Source organism: Sphingobium rhizovicinum (assembly GCF_042647625.1).
GTDB classification, from domain to species: domain Bacteria; phylum Pseudomonadota; class Alphaproteobacteria; order Sphingomonadales; family Sphingomonadaceae; genus Sphingobium; species Sphingobium rhizovicinum.
The window spans coordinates 449661-465626 of the sequence record NZ_JBHRVU010000004.1 but is presented as its reverse complement, the minus strand read 5'-3'; the positions used below and the strand labels follow the sequence as shown (position 1 = coordinate 465626).

Here is a 15966-nt window from a genome sequence, read left to right as displayed (position 1 = left end):
GCCCCTAACCGAGCCGCTTGCACGGCTCGGCCAGAGAAACTCGTCAGGCCATCTTCGCCTTGACTTCGTCCGCCACATTCTGCGGCACTTCGTCATAGTGCGAGAAGATCATCGAGTAATTCGCACGCCCCTGGGTGAAGGACCGCAGCGAGTTCACATAGCCAAACATGTTGGCCAGCGGGACCATGGCTTCGACCACCTGCGCGTTGCCGCGGGTGTCGGTGCCCTGGATCTGGCCACGACGGCTGTTCATGTCGCCGATGACGTCGCCCAGATATTCTTCCGGGGTCACGACTTCGACCTTCATGACCGGCTCCAGCAGGGTGATGCCCGCCTTCTGCGCCGCTTCGCGCATCGCTGCGCGACCGGTGATTTCGAATGCCAGCGCCGACGAGTCGACGTCATGATAGGCGCCGTCGTACAGGTTGATTTCGAAATCGATGATCGGGAAGCCGATCAGCGAGCCGGTGGCCGCCGTTTCGCGCATGCCCTTTTCGATCGCGGGGATATATTCCTTGGGAATGTTACCGCCCTTGATCTCATCCTTGAAGATGATGCCGGCGCCGCGTTCACCCGGGGTCAGTTTCACCTTGATGCGGCCGAACTGGCCGGTGCCGCCCGACTGCTTCTTGTGGGTGTAGTCGACGTCGACGGCCTTCTTGAGATATTCGCGATAGGCCACCTGCGGCGCACCGACATTCGCCTCGACCTTGAACTCGCGCTTCATGCGGTCGACCAGGATTTCGAGGTGAAGTTCGCCCATGCCCTTGATGATGGTCTGGCCCGATTCGTGATCGGTCGACACGCGGAACGAAGGATCTTCGGCGGCCAGGCGGTTGAGCGCGACGCCCATCTTTTCCTGGTCGGCCTTGGTCTTGGGCTCCACCGACAGTTCGATGACCGGCTCGGGGAATTCCATGCGTTCCAGGATGATCGGCGAGCGCTCGGCGCACAGCGTATCACCCGTGGTCGTTTCCTTCATGCCGGCCAGCGCGACGATGTCGCCGGCATAGGCCGCATCGATGTCTTCACGGCTGTTCGCATGCATCAGCAGCATGCGGCCGATCTTTTCCTTCTTGTCCTTGACCGAGTTCAGATAGGTGCCCTTGGTCAGGGTGCCCGAATAGACGCGCAGGAAGGTGAGCGAACCCACGAACGGGTCGTTCATGATCTTGAACGCCAGGCCGGAGAAGGGCGCGTCGTCGGCGGTCGGACGGCTGTCGGGGGTTTCGCCGTCCATCTTGACGCCCTGGACATCTTCAATGTCGAGCGGCGAAGGCAGATAATCGACGACGGCGTCGAGCAGCGGCTGAACGCCCTTGTTCTTGAACGCGCTGCCGCACAGCACCGGCACGAAGGCGTGGCCCAGCGTACCCTTGCGGATCAGCTTCTTGAGGGTCGCGACGTCGGGCAGATTGCCTTCCAGATAGGCTTCCATCGCCTCGTCGTCCTGTTCGACGGCGAGTTCGATCAGCTTTTCGCGATATTCGGCAGCCTTGTCCGCCAGGTCGGCCGGAATTTCTTCATAGAAGAATTCGGCGCCCAGGCTTTCATCCTTCCAGATGATGGCGCGGTTTTCGACCAGGTCGACCAGACCCTTGAAGTCCGCTTCCGCGCCGATGGGCAGATAGAGGACGGCCGGGACGGCGCCCAGGCGATCGATGATCGTCTGCACGCAATAATAGAAGTTGGCGCCGGTGCGGTCGAGCTTGTTGATGAAGCACATCCGCGGAACCTTATACTTGTCCGCCTGACGCCACACGGTTTCCGACTGCGGCTCCACGCCGGCAACGCCGTCGAACGCGGCGACCGCGCCGTCGAGCACGCGCAGCGAGCGTTCGACTTCGATGGTGAAGTCGACGTGGCCGGGGGTGTCGATGATGTTCAGGCGGTGGTCGTTCCAGATGCACGTGGTCGCAGCCGACGTGATGGTGATGCCACGTTCCTGCTCCTGCTCCATCCAGTCCATGGTGGCGGCGCCGTCATGGACTTCGCCGATCTTGTAGGACTTGCCGGTGTAGTAAAGGATACGCTCGGTCGTGGTGGTCTTGCCGGCGTCGATGTGCGCCATGATACCGAAATTGCGATAGCGTTCGAGCGGATGGCTGCGGGCCATGATGCTTCTCCGTTGCCGGCGCGCCGGCGGTTGGGGATTCGTGTGATCTGGGGTGGCCCCTAAACCAATCCGTTCGCCATGGGTAGCCACCCGTGGCGAACGGACCGATTTTGGCAGGCCAATGTCGAAGCGGGCGCGAAAGCACCCGTCCCGATATTACCAGCGGTAGTGCGAGAAGGCGCGGTTCGCTTCCGCCATGCGGTGCGTGTCTTCGCGCTTCTTCACGGCATTGCCGCGGTTGTTGGCGGCATCCAGCAACTCACCCGACAGACGGGCTGCCATGGTGGTTTCGCTGCGGTTGCGCGCGGCCGTGATCAGCCAGCGGATCGCCAGGGCCTGCGAGCGTTCGGGACGAACTTCGACAGGAACCTGGTAGGTCGCACCGCCGACGCGGCGGCTGCGGACTTCGATACCCGGCTTCACATTGTTGAGGGCGTCATGGAACAGACCGATCGGGTCCTTCTTGGCGCGCGTTTCGACAGTGTCGAGAGCGCCATAGACGATCGATTCGGCAACGGCCTTCTTGCCGTCCTGCATGATGCTGTTCATGAACTTCGACAGCACAATATCACCGAACTTGGGATCCGGCAGGATAACGCGCTTTTCGGGGCGACGACGACGTGACATATTCCTGTTCTCCCCTTACTTCGGACGCTTAGCGCCGTACTTCGAACGGCTCTGCTTGCGATCCTTGACGCCCTGGGTATCCAGAACGCCGCGAAGAACGTGATAGCGCACGCCGGGAAGATCTCGCACACGGCCGCCACGGATCAGCACGACGCTGTGTTCCTGGAGGTTGTGGCCTTCACCCGGAATGTAGGTGATGACTTCGCGCTGGTTGACCAGACGCACCTTCGCCACCTTACGCAGAGCCGAGTTCGGCTTCTTCGGGGTCGTCGTGTAGACGCGGGTGCAAACGCCGCGCTTCTGCGGGTTCGCATCCATCGCAGGGACCTTGGACTTGGTCTTCTGCAGTTCGCGGCCCTTGCGGACCAGCTGGTTGATTGTTGGCATGAAGCCCTTCACCTTTTCAGTTACTTTACCGGCATTCCAGTGGCTTGCCGCCTGAAAGCATAGCCTCCAAACAGCAAAGGCCCCGGGGGCGAAAACCCCCTGGAGCCACAAGAGCACCCGGTAATGTTCAGCTCTGTTGGCGCCCAGCCATATATCGCGAGGAGACGAGTCTTCGCACGGCAGACCTCTGGGCAGGGCGGGCCTATAGCGATATGCGGACACAGGGTCAAGCAAGCTGCCCCGACTGGGCAACAGCCGGGCTATTTCAACGAGTTAGTAAATTGGCAACCATGTCGCCTTACCCTGCGTGCGGGCGCAGCATGGGCAAGACGTGATCCTTTTATCCAACCTCACCGGCGAATTCCGCGATTCCGGCAGGGAATCGGCTTTCCAGGCGGAACGGCTGCCCGTCTCGCGCCGCCATGCGCGGATGCTCTTCGCGCTATCGGCCCTGCTCAATGCGCTATTCCTGATCAGCGACTGGCGCTTTGCCGGCACGCCCCATTTCTGGGTCGCCGTGCCCTCCCGGCTGACGGTCGTGCTCTGGTCGCTCTATTGCCTGTCGCTGTGTCGCCGCATGAACAGCTTTCGCGCGGTCGAACGCATCTGCTTCGGCTGGCAGGTGGTGACGGCGATCGGCGTCGCCTTCCTGGTTTCCTCGCGCAGCGACATCGCCATCTTCGTGCTGGTGATGCTGCCTTTGGTCTTCTACCTCGTCGTGCCCACCAGTTTCCGTGGCAATGTCGGCGGCGGTCTGGGCTGCGGCGCGGCCTTGCTGCTGGGCTATCTGCTGCCCGCCCCCGCCTCCACCACCATGCTGGGCATGGTCCTGGCGATGCTGATCCTCCATTGCGGCATGTGGATGGCGATCGCCCGCCATAATCGCCTGCAACGACAGGAATGGATGGCCGGCCGCGCCGCCTATGACGCGCAGGCCGCTCTGGCCGACAGCCGCGACACGCTGGAACGCATGTTCATGGCGGTGCCGCTGCCCCTGCTGGTCACGCGCCGCGATGGCAGCGTCCTTCGCATGAACCGCGCCGCAGCCGAAGGCTATGCGGCGGGACAGAATGTGGTGCTGGACAATGTCCACCATACCTATGTCGATCCGCCAGTGCGCGACGACATGTTCGACCGCCTCCAGCGCAACGAAGTCATCGACAATTTCGAATGCCGCCTGCGCCGCGCCGACGGCGTGGTCCGCGATGCGCTGCTGTCGTCCCGGCCGATCGTCATCAATGGCGAACCCTGTTTCGTGACCAGCGTGGTCGACATCACCGAACGCAAGGAGGCTGAGGGGCGACTGGAGCGTCTGGCCATGACAGATGGGCTGACCGGCCTGTCCAACCGCGCCCATTTCATGACCACACTGACCCGGATCACGCAGCAACCGCCGGTCGCCCCCGCCTTTTCCGCAGTCGCCCTGATCGATCTGGATGAATTCAAGCGGGTCAACGACACCGCCGGCCATGATGCGGGCGACGCCCTGCTCTGCGCGGTGGCCGACCGGCTGCGCCATGCGCTGCGTCCGGGCGATCTGGTGGCGCGCATGGGCGGCGACGAATTTGCCGTGCTGCTGGCCGACCTGCCGGGGCCGGATGCGCTCCAGCCGGTGCTGACGCGGATCAGCGAATATCTCCATGCCCCGCTCAGCTATCATGGCCGCGCGATCGAAAGCCGGGTCAGCATCGGCGTCGCCCTCTTCCCCGACCATGGTCAGGATGTCGCGTCACTCATAAAACATGCCGACATCGCCCTTTATCACGCCAAGAATAGCGGGCGCGGACGCGCCACCCTGTTCGGCCCCGGCCTGCTCGACAGCTGGGAACGCGAAGCGGCCATGCTCGATCGCGCCCGCCATGTGCTGGCGCAGGAGCGCCCTGTCCCCTGGTATCAGCCCAAGATTGCGCTCGACACCGGCCAGCTTCAGGGATTCGAAGCGCTGTTCCGCTGCCCCACTCCCCTTAGCGGGGTGATCATGCCCGGCGAAATCGCCGCCGCCTTCGAACATCCCGAACTCGGCCCCGCCATCACCGCGCAGATGATCGACGGCATCGTCAGCGACTGCCGGCGCTGGCGCGACGCGGGCCTGGCCTTCGGCCATGTCGCCCTCAACGTGTCGGGCGCGGACCTCAATGACGATCGCTTTGCCGATCGCCTGCTCGACCGGCTGGCTCAGGCCAATCTGCCACCCTGCTTCATCGAACTGGAAGTCACCGAATCGGTGTTTCTGGGCCGCAATGCCGATCGCGTCGGCCGCGCGCTCCAGCAATTAAGCGAAGGCGGCATCGCCATCGCGCTTGACGATTTCGGCACCGGCTACGCCTCCCTGTCCCATCTCAAACAATTTCCGATCGACGTCATCAAGATCGACCAGCGCTTCGTGCGCGACCTGGAAACCGACCCGGATGACGCCGCGATCGTGCGCACCGTCCTCAACCTTGCCTACAGCCTTGGCATCCGCACCGTGGCCGAAGGCGTGGAGAACCAGCAGCAACTCGATTATCTGCGCGCGGGCGGCTGCCATTATGGACAGGGCTTCCATTTCGGCGCGGCCATGCCTGCGGAAATGGTAGAGGAACGGCTCCGCAACGATCACCCCTGGCTGGCGGCCTCCATCGGCTGAGAGCCTTGCGGCACCGGGCCGCACCCCCACCCGACCACCCAGACATGGTATCCTGATGGGTGGTCGGGTGGGGGTGCGGGCCGGTGCCGCCGCGAAAATGCGCGCCTTCGCGCATTTTCCAAACAGACTCTAAAAAGTGAAAAATCCTGTCAGATTGGCGGAACCAATCAGCTTTTCTTGCATTTCGTCGCGTTGATGGATCGACTCGTCACGACTCCGGGATGCCGGATTCGCGCGCTCGGCAAAGCTTTGCTACCGGCCCTGTCCGAATAGAAAGAGTCGGGGTCGCATTTGTCGCATCAGAAAAAGAAAGGGGTGGCCGGCCTCCGGGACCGGCTGAACGCCCTCTGCCCTGAGCGCGAGATTTTTCTGCGTTCCGGCGGCCAGGTCCGTTTCATCCGCCTGTCCCGCAAACTTCAGTTCAGCGCCATCGGCGTCGTCGTCGCCGCCCTGATCGGCTGGGGCGGCGTTACCATCTCCATGCTGGCCAGCAACGCCGCGATCGCCCGGCAGAGCGCCGCCCTGACCGCCAAGGGCCAGTCGGTCGCCACCGCCGCCAGCAAGGTCGAACATTATCGCAAGTCGGTCGAGGATCTGGCGCAGGATCTCGAAGCCCGTCAGAACTTCATGGACGATCTCTACAAGACGCATTTCGGCGCCGAGGAAGAGAAGAATGCCGGCGCCGACCTGATCGGTGCCGATGATGCCGACCAGACGGACAAGAAAGCCGAAAAGCAGGATCGCCTGACGGCCAAGATCAGCATGGCGCCCGAAGCCGCGCCGCTGGTCCGGCTGGAACAGCGCCAGCGCCGTTTCGCCATGCTGCTGACCCATGCGGTCGAGCGGCGGGCGGACAAGGCCGCCGCCGCCATCCGCAGCTTCGGCCTCAATCCCGACAGCCTCGCCCGCAGCGCCGCGCGCGCGCAGGGCGGCCCCTTCGTTCCGTGGAAGGGCGACAAGGGCGCGATGACCGGCGAGCTGGAAAATCTGGCCGACGCCATGGCGCGGATGGAGTTTCTGGAACGCAGCCTGATGATGATTCCGTCGGGCCAGCCCACTGCCACGCCGATGCTGTCCAGCTCCTATGGCTATCGCCGCGATCCGTTCAACGGCCATGCCGCCTTCCATGCCGGGCTGGATTTCCCCGGCCGACGCGGCCAGCCGATCAATGCGGCCGCCGACGGCCGGGTCAGCTTCGTGGGCCAGCGTCAGGGCTATGGCAATGTGGTGGAGGTCGACCATGGCAATGGCATCATGACCCGCTACGCCCATCTGTCGGGCTATGCCGCCCATGTCGGCGAAAAGGTCGCCCGTGGCGATCGCATCGCGCTGATGGGATCGACCGGCCGCTCGACCGGCCCGCATCTGCATTTCGAAGTCCGGCTGAATGGCCAGGCCATCAACCCCCGCCGCTTCCTGGAGGCCCGCAAAGATGTTCTCCAAGTCCAGCAAATCGCCACGGCCCGTTTCGCCGATGTCGGCAACCGGGGCTAAGCACACGCCCTTCTCGCTGATCGGCAGCGATGTGACGATCAGCGGCAACCTGTCCGCCACCGTCGACCTGCATGTCGACGGCGTGGTGGAAGGCGACATCAGTTGCGCCGCGCTGGTGCAGGGGCCTGACAGCCGGATCACCGGCCATGTCGTCGCCCGCAGCGCCCGCCTTGCGGGGCTGGTCGACGGATCGATCAGCGCCGACGAACTGGTGGTGGAAAGCAGCGCCCGCATTACCGGCGACGTGACCTACGCCACCATCACCATTGCGGCGGGCAGCCGGATCGAAGGCCGCTTCGCCCATAAGGATGGCGCAGCCCCCGCCGCCGAACTCAAGCTGATCGCCAACGACAGCGCCGGCTGACCCGTGCGCATCTAACCATATTTGTCACTGGCCGCGTGCCGTCACTACGCGCTATCGCCCCGCCGTCATTTCGATGGGAAGAGGTGCGCGATGGAACGTCCCGACTTCTGGCCTGATGTGCGCCGTTTCCTGCTGGGCTTCGCCAGCGGCGGCATCGTCATCGGCGTCTACACATTGATCAGCGTGCATCCCCTGCCTTAGTCGCCGCTTGACCCGCACGCCGCCGTGCGGAACATCCTGTCGCCATGACCGATGCGCTTCCCCTCGGCCATCCCGTCTACCGGGACATGCCGACCACCATCTTCGAACATATGTCCGCCCGCGCGCGCGAAACCGGCGCGATCAATCTGGGGCAGGGTTTCCCCGAAGGCCCCGGACCGCGCGAAGTGCTGCAAGCCGCCGCCGACGCGCTGCTAACCCGGTCCAGCCAATATCCGCCGATGCCCGGCCTCATCGAATTGCGCACGGCCATCGCCGACCATTATGCCCGGCACCAGCAACTCGACCTCAACCCGCAGGAGGTCATCGTCACCTCCGGCGCGACCGAGGCGATCGCCGCCAGCCTGCTCGCGCTGGTGAAGCCCGGCGACGAAGTGCTGATGCTCGCCCCCCTCTACGACGCCTATCTGCCGCTGGTGGAGCGGGCCGGCGGCATGGCGAAGGTGGTGCGCCTGACCCCGCCCGACTGGCGCGTCACCCGCGACGCGCTGGAGGCGGCGATCGGCCCGCGCACCCGCATCCTGCTGATGAACAATCCGGTGAACCCCGCCGGCATCGTCCTGCGCGACGAAGAACTGGCGCTGCTGGCGGAGCTTTGCGTCGCCCATGACCTGATCGCCATCTGCGACGAAGTGTGGGAGCAGACCGTCTATGACGGCGTGCCGCACCGCCCGCTGATCGGCTTTCCCGGCATGCGCGGCCGCACGGTCAAGATCGGGTCGGCGGGCAAAATCTTCTCCGTCACCGGCTGGAAGGTCGGCTGGATGTGCGCCGCCCCGCCCATCGCCACCCTGCTCGCCCGCGCGCATCAGTTCCTGACCTTCACCACCCCGCCCAATCTGCAATGGGCGGTGGCGCAGGGGCTGGGTTGGCCCGACGACTGGCTGAACGATCAACGCGCCGCCTATCAGGCGTCGCGCGACCGGCTCACGGCGGGGCTGGAAAAGGCCGGCTATGTCGTACAGCCCAGCGCCGCCACCTGGTTCCTGTCGATCGACCTGCCCGCTTCCGGCATCGCGCTGGACGACGTCAGCTTCTGCAACCGGATCATCGACGAAGCCGGCGTCGCCGCAATCCCGATCAGCGCCTTTTATCCGCAAGACCCCGTCACGCATCTCGTCCGCCTCTGCTTTGCAAAGACGGACGCGATGCTGGATCAGGCAATCGACCGGCTGGCCGCCTTCCGCGCGGCGCTGGGCTGACGGACGATCGCCACGCCCAGCGCGATCATGCCGATCAGCAACAGCCCCTGCGCGGCCAGGAAAGGCGGCTCGCTGCCCGTCGGCGCAAAGGCGTTGAGCGCCGGCACCTTGAGGAAGCCCTGCACCACCAGCACGAACAGGTTCATCCACAAGGCGGCGGTGGCGCTCACCGCATGGATCGTCCGCGCCCGCCCCTGCAGCTTCAGCCCATAGAGCGCCACAAAGGCCACGATCAGCACCAGCGTCGAGATCACCCCCACCCCGATCGCCGGCGTGAACCCGCGAAAGGGAAAGAGAAAGCCGGTCAGGCTGGTGAGCAGGGTAGTGACCAGAAAAAACCCCTGCACGCCCGGCAGGAAACGCCCCTTCGCCTGTGCCGGCAGGGCGATCAGCCCGGCAATAATGCCGATCAGGCTGATCGCGACATGCAGCGCGATGAAGGCGGGAATGGAAAGACCGAGGATCATGACGTTTCTCCTAGTTTCCAGAAATCCGTTCGGTTCGAGTAGCCCCTTCGACCGCCTGCAAGGCAGGCGCTCAGGACAGGCTTCGAGCGAAGCCGAGAAGGCGTATCGAGAACGGGTTCTCGACAAGCTCGAACCGAACGGGGTGGGTTCAAATCCGATAGCGGGCCGCCGCATCCTTGAGCGAAAGATTGGGCCGCAGCGCAGCCCGCGCCGCCAGATAGGCGTCCAGGTCCGCATTGTCCGGCAGCGCGGGAATGGTGATCGGCTCGCCCATGTCCAGCCCGGCCAGCGCCGCGTCGACCATCACCTCCACATCCATCACCATCGCAGGCGGAATGGCGGCGATCTGCTCGGCCGTCCAGATGGCGGTGCGGGTGATGCCGGGCAGCACCGCCTGCACCTTCACCCCCTTGCCGCCCAGTTCGACCTGCAACGCCTCGGTAAAGGCCAGCACATAGGCTTTGCTCGCCGGATAGACCGCGGTGAAGCCGTCGGGCATCAGCGCCGTGACCGACGTGATGTTGATCAGCGTCCCCGCCCCCTTCGCAGCAAAGCGGGGCGCGACAGCGCGGGACAGCCGCGTCACCGCCAGGATGTTGAGGTCGATAAGGCCGGTCAGATAGGCCGGGTCCGTCTGTGTAAAAGCCTGCTCCCCGGCGATCCCGGCATTGTTGATGAGGCCGGTGATGGCGTCATCATCGCGCAGCCGCGCTTCGATCCGGGCGAGGTCATCGGCCTTTGATAGATCGGCGGCGATTACTTCGACGCCGACGCCGGTTTCGCGCAGGCTGGCGGCCAGCGCCTCCAGCTTGTCGGCCCGCCGGGCGACCAGGATCAGATTGGCGCCGCGCTTTGCAAAACGATCGGCATAGACCGCGCCGATACCGTCCGACGCGCCGGTGATGAGAATGGTGTCGTTGTTCATGGGGGTTCTCCCGTTAATCCACCTCCGTTCGGTTCGAGCTTGTCGAGAACTGTTCTCGACACGCCTTCTCGACAAGCTCGAAGCCTGTCCTGAGCGCCTGCCTTGCAGGCAGTCGAAGGGGCTACTCGAACCGAACGGGGATAAATTGTTGGTTTTCAGCCGTTGATGAAATCCAGCAGGTCGGCATTGAACCGATCCTGATGCGTCTGCGTCAGCCCATGGTCGGCGCCTTCATACACGATCAGCGTCGCATCCGTAACGATCTTGATGGTGGAGAGGGCCGCCGCGCCGATCGGCACGATCTGGTCGTCATCGCTATGCAGGACGAGCGTGGGCACATCGACCTTGGCGAGGTCCGCATGGAAATCGCTCTCGGAAAAGGCGCGGATCGAGTCGAGCTGGCCCTTCAGGCCGCCCATCATCCCCTGCCGCCAGAATTCTTCGCGAATGCCTTCCGAAATCACCGCGCCGTCCCGGTTATAGCCATAGAAGGGGATGGTCAGATCCTTGAAGAACTGGCTGCGATTGTCGAACGTGCCCTTGCGAATGCCGTCGAACACCTCGATCGGCAGGCCGCCCGGATTGGCTTCGGTCTTCAGCATCAGCGGCGGCACCGCACCGATCAGCGCCAGCCTGGCGACCCGGCCCGTGCCATGGCGGCCGACATAGCGGGTCACTTCCCCGCCGCCGGTCGAATGGCCGACCAGCACCACATCCTTCAGGTCCAGCGCCTCGATCAGGTCGGCCAGATCGTCGGCATATTGGTCCATATTGTTATTGTCCCACACCTGATCCGACCGGCCATGGCTGCGACGATCATGGGCGATGGTGCGAAAACCCTGATTGGCGAAGAACAGCATCTGCGCGTCCCAGGCGTCGGCCGACAGCGGCCAGCCATGGGAAAAGACGATCGGCTGGCCATCGCGCGGCCCCCAATCCTTGTAGAAGATGCGGGTGCCGTCCGTCGTGGTGACAAAATTGCTCATGATGAAAGTCCCTTTCCGTGTCTGGAAGAGCGTCTCTCACGCCCTGTGCTTGCAGAATTAGGGGAGATGACGGAGGATCGGGATTGGCGGTTCCGACATTAAGCGGGCCGATTCCGACAAAGGGCCTTGGCATGACCGACACCCGCCTTCCGCGCGCAGAAGTGGGCATCCTGCTCTATCGCAACTGCCAGCAGGCGATGGTCCATGGCATGACCGACCTCATAGACATTGCCGGGCAGTTTTCGGTCCAGCATGGCGGCCCGGTGGTCCGCGTCAGCCATTGGCGCATGCAGGAGGATGGCGACTTCGCCCGCATCCACGACACGCATGAGGGGCTGCCCGGCACGCCCGGCATATGGCTGGTCCCCGGCCGCCTGACTGGCGTGCCCGACGCACAGGAAGCCGCGCCCTACGCCCGCTGGCTGCTCGATCGCCATGCGCAGGGCGCGACGCTCGCCTCCAACTGCGGCGGCGCTTTTCTGCTCGCCGCGACCGGCCTGCTCGACGGCCGACCGGCCACCACCCACTGGTGGTTCGCCGATCAGTTCCGCACCCGCTTCCCAAAGGTGAGGCTCGATTGCGACCGCATCGTCATCGACGATGGCGACATCATCACCGCCGGCGGCCTGATGGCCTGGACCGACCTTGGCATGCGGCTGGTCGACCGGCTGCTTGGCCCCACGGTCATGCTCGACACCGCCAAATTCCTGCTGATCGACACGGCCGGGCGCGAACAGAAGCATTTCGCCCGCTTCCTGCCGCGCCTCACCCATGGCGACGAACCGATATTGAAGGTGCAGCACTGGCTCGCCGCCCGCGAAGCCAAGGCGACCAGCCTGGGCGAAATGGCGGCGCAGGCCGCACTGGAGGAACGCACTTTCCAGCGCCGGTTCAAGGCGGCGACGGGCATGACCGCGATCGAATATGTCCAGCATCTGCGCGTCGCCCGCGCCCGCGAGCATCTGGAATTCACCAAACGCACCGTCGACCAGATCGCCTGGAGCGTCGGCTATGAAGACGCCGCCGCCTTCCGCAAGCTGTTCCATCGCCTCGTCGGCCTTTCGCCCGGCGACTATCGCACCCGCTTCGCCGCGCCCTCCGCGCAGGCAGCGTAACAACCCGCAATATCCGTTCGTTTCGAGCGAAGTCGAGAAACGCGCGCGCCCCGTTTCTCGACTTCGCTCGAAACGAACGGTGCAAGAGTCTTGCAGCCGCCGTCAGCGCCCGCTAGGTTCCCGTTTCGTTCCGACAACCCTACCCCTCCCCGTTCGGGCTGAGCCTGTCGAAGCCCTGTTCTTTCTCCAGAGAAAGACGGCCCTTGGACTTCTCTCAGGGCGAACGGAGCCTAATGAGGTTAAAGCAAATCCCATGGACAGCCTGGCCGCCATTCTGATCGTCATCGCGCTGCTGATCGGCCTTGCCGTCGGCTGGCTGCTCAAAGGCAAGGCGCTAGCCCCGCTTGCCGCCGAAAAGGCCGATCTGACGACGAAGCTCGACACCGCCACGACCCAGCGCAACGCCGCCATCGCCGAACTGGCGGTGGAGCAGGAACGGGTGACGCAGGCCAATGTCCAGATCGCCCGCGTCGAATCGGCGCTGCACGCATCCGACCAGCGGCTGGAATCGGCGCAGCATGCCGCCAGCGAAAAGCTTGAGGCGCTCCAGGCCGCCGCCGCCCAGCGCATCGACGCCATTCAGGCCGAACGCGAAGCCGCCCTGCGGGAACTCGCCGCCCTCAAATCCGATATTGAGGCCCGCACCCGCGCCTTCGAAGCGCAGATCGTCGCGCTCAAGGACGCCAAGGAGCAACTCTCCGCCCAGTTCAGCGAGATCGGCGGCAAATTACTCGAATCGGCGCAGAGCCAGTTCCTGACCCGCGCCGACCAGCGTTTCGCGCAGGCCAGTGAAAAGAGCGAGGCGCAGCTCAAATCCCTGCTCAATCCGGTCGAAACCACGCTGAAACGCTATGAGGAAGGCCTCGCCCGCGTCGAAAAGGATCGCGTCGGCAGCTATGCCGAACTGCGCGAAGCGGTGCAGCAGGTGCATCTGGGACAGGGGCAGGTGCGCGAGGAAACCGCCAAGCTGGTCAACGCGCTGCGCGCCGCGCCCAAAACGCGCGGCCGCTGGGGCGAACAGCAGTTCAAGAATCTCATCGAAACCGCCGGCCTTTCCCCCTTCGTGGACTTTCAGGAGGAAGTGTCCGTCACTGTAGAAGATGGCCGGATGCGACCGGATTTCATCATCAATCTGCCCGGCGATCAGCAGATGGTGGTCGACGTCAAATGCTCGCTCGTCGCCTATCTGAACGCCGTCGATCAGGTCGATCCCGCGCTGCGCGACGCCCATATGCTCGATCATGCCCGCGCCATGCGCACCCATGCCGACGCGCTGGGCCGCAAAGCCTATTGGGAACAGTTCGACAAGGTGCCCGACTTCGTCATCATGTATGTGCCCGGCGACAATTTCGTCACCGCCGCGCTGGAGGCGGACATGGACCTGTGGGAACGCGCCGCCAAGAATCGCGTCATCATCTGCGGCCCGGCCACCTTCCTCCCCCTCGCCCGCACGCTGGCCAGCCACTGGCGGCAGGCCGGCTTGCAGGATCAGGCGCGACAGGTCGGGCAACTGGGCAAGGAGCTTTATGAACGCCTTGCGGTGGCCGCCAGCCATCTCAAGCGGCTGGGGTCCGGCCTCACCAGCGCGGTCGACAATTACAACAAGTTCGTCGGCAGCTTCGACCGCAGCGTCCTGCCCTCCGCCCGGCGTTTCCGCGATCTCAACATCGAAACCGGCGGCAAGGAGATTGAGGCGGTGGAGCCGCTCGAAGTATTGGCCCGCGACGCCCAGTCCGACGAGGCAAAGGCCCTGCCCGCCGCAGAATAAAACGTCCCTCGTCCCGCAGGCGGGAGGGGGGTTAGAGGGTGGGCCTGCGCAATCCACCACATTGTAAATAAGCCAGGAACAAGCCCGCCTCCCCCGCGTATCTCTCCATAAGCGGCTGAAAATTCCGATGGCCGCAAACAGGAGAGCATCATGTGGAAGACCCTGCTGGGGCGCCGTCCGCTGCGTCGGCGCACCGTGCCCGTGCCGGATCGCCCCCCGATCGAACAGGACCGTGCCATGCGCGATGATCCCTTCGCGGACCTCATCGCAAAGCTGAACAAAATCCCCTATCAACGACGGCGCAAGGTCGGGATGGGCTGCTGAAACCTGTCCTATTCCGATCGTCCGCCCTATAAGCGAAGGACAGCCCTCCCGATCGCGCCGCGCATAATATAATTTCCAACTTTTGTTTCGAAATGTCCGATTCGGCGGGAAATATGCGAAGTTAAGCCCGCAATCTCCTGTCGCCGTCACCTCCCCTGCCGCCCACCATTGCTGCTTTGCCCCGACGCTGGCATGGCGGCTTCATGAAAAAGATCGGCCTGCTCGGCGGCTCCTTCAATCCGGCCCATGGCGGCCATCGCGCCATTTCGCTCTTCGCCAGAGACGCGCTCGACCTCGACGAAATCTGGTGGCTCGTCTCCCCCGGCAATCCGCTCAAACCCGCAAAGGGCATGGCCCCGCTGCCCGCCCGTCTCGCCCACGCCCGCAAGGTCGCCCGGCGCGCGCCGATTCGGGCCACCGCGATCGAACGGCATTTGCGCACCCGTTACACCGTCGACACGCTCCGCGCGCTCACCCTGCGCTATCCCCGCCACCGCTTCATCTGGCTGATGGGGGCCGATAATCTGGCGCAATTTGGCCAGTGGCGCGACTGGCGCGGCATCGCCCGGCAAATGCCCATTGCCGTAATCGCCCGTCCGGGTTATGATGACGCCGCCCGTGGCTCTACGGCCATGAGCTGGCTGCGGCGCTTCGTCCGGTCCGCGCGCCAGAGTGCAGACTGGACGAATTGGAGACCACCGGCGCTCGTGCTATTGCGCTTTCGCCCTGATCCAAGATCGGCGACCCTGCTGCGGCAGGCGGACCCCCTCTGGCATCGCGAATATGAAGCAACGTGTGTGCGCGATCCGCTCACGCGCCGGTATGTCATCTAGATTGGAGTTTAATTGTCTAACCTCGCCCCTGCCAACGATACCGCGCTCGGCGCAGAATCCGTGGCCGCCCTGCACGCCCTTGTCATGCAATCGCTCGACGACGACCAGGCGCAGGAAATCATCTCCATCCCGCTGGAAGGCAAGAGCAGCATCGCCGATCATATGGTGATCGCGAACGGCCGTTCGTCGCGTCAGGTCGCGGCGATCGCCCAGCATCTGGCCGAACGGATCAAGAAGGAAACGGGCCGCTCCGCCCGCGTCGAAGGCCTGCCGGTCGCCGACTGGGTGCTGATCGACGCCGGCGACGTGATCGTCCACCTGTTCAAGCCGGAAGTGCGCAGCTTCTACAATCTGGAACGGATGTGGGGCTTCGTCGACGCGCCGGTCGCGGGCAACGCCTGATTTCTCTTTGACCGTTCGGTTCGAGTAGGCTTCGAGCGGAGCCGAGAAGCCGTATCGAGAACCCTTCTCGACTTCGGTTCTCGACCAGCTCGAACCTGCGCTCGAAGCGAA

General features: G+C 64.2%; 15 protein-coding genes. 9 read left to right on the top strand and 6 right to left on the bottom strand.

Annotated elements, in window-relative coordinates:
- Positions 1 to 43 precede the first annotated feature (43 nt).
- The 3 genes from fusA to rpsL all read right to left on the bottom strand — a co-directional run bounded on the left by fusA (position 44) and on the right by rpsL (position 3130).
- The gene (gene fusA / locus ACFOKF_RS03590; protein ID WP_380793225.1) at positions 44 to 2116 is read right to left on the bottom strand and encodes an elongation factor G; all 2073 of its coding nucleotides are present in this window, start codon (positions 2114 to 2116) and stop codon (positions 44 to 46) included.
- A gap of 156 nt (positions 2117 to 2272) precedes the next feature.
- Positions 2273 to 2743, bottom strand: a complete 471-nt coding sequence (rpsG, locus tag ACFOKF_RS03585; RefSeq protein WP_093020440.1) for a 30S ribosomal protein S7 — start codon at positions 2741 to 2743, stop codon at positions 2273 to 2275.
- A gap of 15 nt (positions 2744 to 2758) precedes the next feature.
- Entirely contained in the window at positions 2759 to 3130 is a 372-nt protein-coding gene (gene rpsL, locus ACFOKF_RS03580; RefSeq protein WP_004208728.1) for a 30S ribosomal protein S12, read from the bottom strand.
- Positions 3131 to 3461: 331 nt separating this feature from the next.
- Here rpsL and ACFOKF_RS03575 point away from each other — a divergent pair, with 331 nt between their 5' ends.
- The 4 genes from ACFOKF_RS03575 (at position 3462) to ACFOKF_RS03560 (ending at position 9035) form a co-directional block, all read left to right on the top strand.
- A complete protein-coding gene (locus ACFOKF_RS03575) occupies positions 3462 to 5756 on the top strand; it encodes a putative bifunctional diguanylate cyclase/phosphodiesterase (RefSeq protein ID WP_380793223.1) in 2295 nt (764 codons plus the stop codon).
- Positions 5757 to 6047: 291 nt separating this feature from the next.
- On the top strand, positions 6048 to 7250 hold the full coding sequence (locus ACFOKF_RS03570) for a M23 family metallopeptidase (RefSeq protein ID WP_380793221.1): 1203 nt from the start codon (positions 6048 to 6050) through the stop codon (positions 7248 to 7250).
- A complete protein-coding gene (locus ACFOKF_RS03565; protein ID WP_380793219.1) occupies positions 7231 to 7614 on the top strand; it encodes a bactofilin family protein in 384 nt (127 codons plus the stop codon). The genes ACFOKF_RS03570 and ACFOKF_RS03565 overlap by 20 nt, the downstream gene beginning before the upstream one ends.
- A gap of 245 nt (positions 7615 to 7859) precedes the next feature.
- Positions 7860 to 9035: an aminotransferase gene (locus ACFOKF_RS03560; RefSeq protein WP_380793217.1), complete on the top strand. Its 1176-nt coding sequence runs from the start codon at positions 7860 to 7862 to the stop codon at positions 9033 to 9035.
- Here ACFOKF_RS03560 and ACFOKF_RS03555 read toward each other — a convergent pair.
- From ACFOKF_RS03555 to ACFOKF_RS03545, 3 genes are all read right to left on the bottom strand, one after another.
- Positions 8990 to 9502, bottom strand: a complete 513-nt coding sequence (locus ACFOKF_RS03555) for a hypothetical protein (protein WP_380793215.1) — start codon at positions 9500 to 9502, stop codon at positions 8990 to 8992. The genes ACFOKF_RS03560 and ACFOKF_RS03555 overlap by 46 nt on opposite strands.
- Before the next feature lie 148 nt (positions 9503 to 9650).
- Positions 9651 to 10427, bottom strand: a complete 777-nt coding sequence (locus tag ACFOKF_RS03550; protein WP_380793213.1) for an SDR family NAD(P)-dependent oxidoreductase — start codon at positions 10425 to 10427, stop codon at positions 9651 to 9653.
- A gap of 155 nt (positions 10428 to 10582) precedes the next feature.
- Positions 10583 to 11413: an alpha/beta fold hydrolase gene (locus ACFOKF_RS03545; protein ID WP_380793211.1), complete on the bottom strand. Its 831-nt coding sequence runs from the start codon at positions 11411 to 11413 to the stop codon at positions 10583 to 10585.
- A gap of 131 nt (positions 11414 to 11544) precedes the next feature.
- Between ACFOKF_RS03545 and ACFOKF_RS03540 the strand changes: the two genes are divergently transcribed.
- From ACFOKF_RS03540 to rsfS, 5 genes are all read left to right on the top strand, one after another.
- Entirely contained in the window at positions 11545 to 12528 is a 984-nt protein-coding gene (locus ACFOKF_RS03540) for a GlxA family transcriptional regulator (protein WP_380793209.1), read from the top strand.
- Positions 12529 to 12781: 253 nt separating this feature from the next.
- Positions 12782 to 14296 (top strand): DNA recombination protein RmuC, encoded by a 1515-nt coding sequence (gene rmuC / locus ACFOKF_RS03535; RefSeq protein ID WP_380793207.1) that lies wholly within the window; start codon positions 12782 to 12784, stop codon positions 14294 to 14296.
- Positions 14297 to 14446: 150 nt separating this feature from the next.
- A complete protein-coding gene (locus tag ACFOKF_RS03530) occupies positions 14447 to 14620 on the top strand; it encodes a hypothetical protein (RefSeq protein WP_380793205.1) in 174 nt (57 codons plus the stop codon).
- Positions 14621 to 14823: 203 nt separating this feature from the next.
- The gene (locus ACFOKF_RS03525) at positions 14824 to 15453 is read left to right on the top strand and encodes a nicotinate-nucleotide adenylyltransferase (RefSeq protein WP_380793203.1); all 630 of its coding nucleotides are present in this window, start codon (positions 14824 to 14826) and stop codon (positions 15451 to 15453) included.
- 12 nt (positions 15454 to 15465) lie between these two features.
- Entirely contained in the window at positions 15466 to 15855 is a 390-nt protein-coding gene (gene rsfS / locus ACFOKF_RS03520; protein WP_380793201.1) for a ribosome silencing factor, read from the top strand.
- Positions 15856 to 15966 lie beyond the last annotated feature (111 nt).

What these genes read in the sequence shown, in the direction of transcription:
- fusA (WP_380793225.1), bottom strand. Translation starts at nt 2,116, where the DNA reads ATGGCCCGCAGCCATCCGCTCGAACGCTATCGCAATTTCGGTATCATG.
- rpsG (WP_093020440.1), bottom strand. Translation starts at nt 2,743, where the DNA reads ATGTCACGTCGTCGTCGCCCCGAAAAGCGCGTTATCCTGCCGGATCCC.
- rpsL (WP_004208728.1), bottom strand. Translation starts at nt 3,130, where the DNA reads ATGCCAACAATCAACCAGCTGGTCCGCAAGGGCCGCGAACTGCAGAAG.
- ACFOKF_RS03565 (WP_380793219.1), top strand. Translation starts at nt 7,231, where the DNA reads ATGTCGGCAACCGGGGCTAAGCACACGCCCTTCTCGCTGATCGGCAGC.
- ACFOKF_RS03560 (WP_380793217.1), top strand. Translation starts at nt 7,860, where the DNA reads ATGACCGATGCGCTTCCCCTCGGCCATCCCGTCTACCGGGACATGCCG.
- ACFOKF_RS03555 (WP_380793215.1), bottom strand. Translation starts at nt 9,502, where the DNA reads ATGATCCTCGGTCTTTCCATTCCCGCCTTCATCGCGCTGCATGTCGCG.
- ACFOKF_RS03550 (WP_380793213.1), bottom strand. Translation starts at nt 10,427, where the DNA reads ATGAACAACGACACCATTCTCATCACCGGCGCGTCGGACGGTATCGGC.
- ACFOKF_RS03545 (WP_380793211.1), bottom strand. Translation starts at nt 11,413, where the DNA reads ATGAGCAATTTTGTCACCACGACGGACGGCACCCGCATCTTCTACAAG.
- ACFOKF_RS03540 (WP_380793209.1), top strand. Translation starts at nt 11,545, where the DNA reads ATGACCGACACCCGCCTTCCGCGCGCAGAAGTGGGCATCCTGCTCTAT.
- rmuC (WP_380793207.1), top strand. Translation starts at nt 12,782, where the DNA reads ATGGACAGCCTGGCCGCCATTCTGATCGTCATCGCGCTGCTGATCGGC.
- ACFOKF_RS03530 (WP_380793205.1), top strand. Translation starts at nt 14,447, where the DNA reads ATGTGGAAGACCCTGCTGGGGCGCCGTCCGCTGCGTCGGCGCACCGTG.
- ACFOKF_RS03525 (WP_380793203.1), top strand. Translation starts at nt 14,824, where the DNA reads ATGAAAAAGATCGGCCTGCTCGGCGGCTCCTTCAATCCGGCCCATGGC.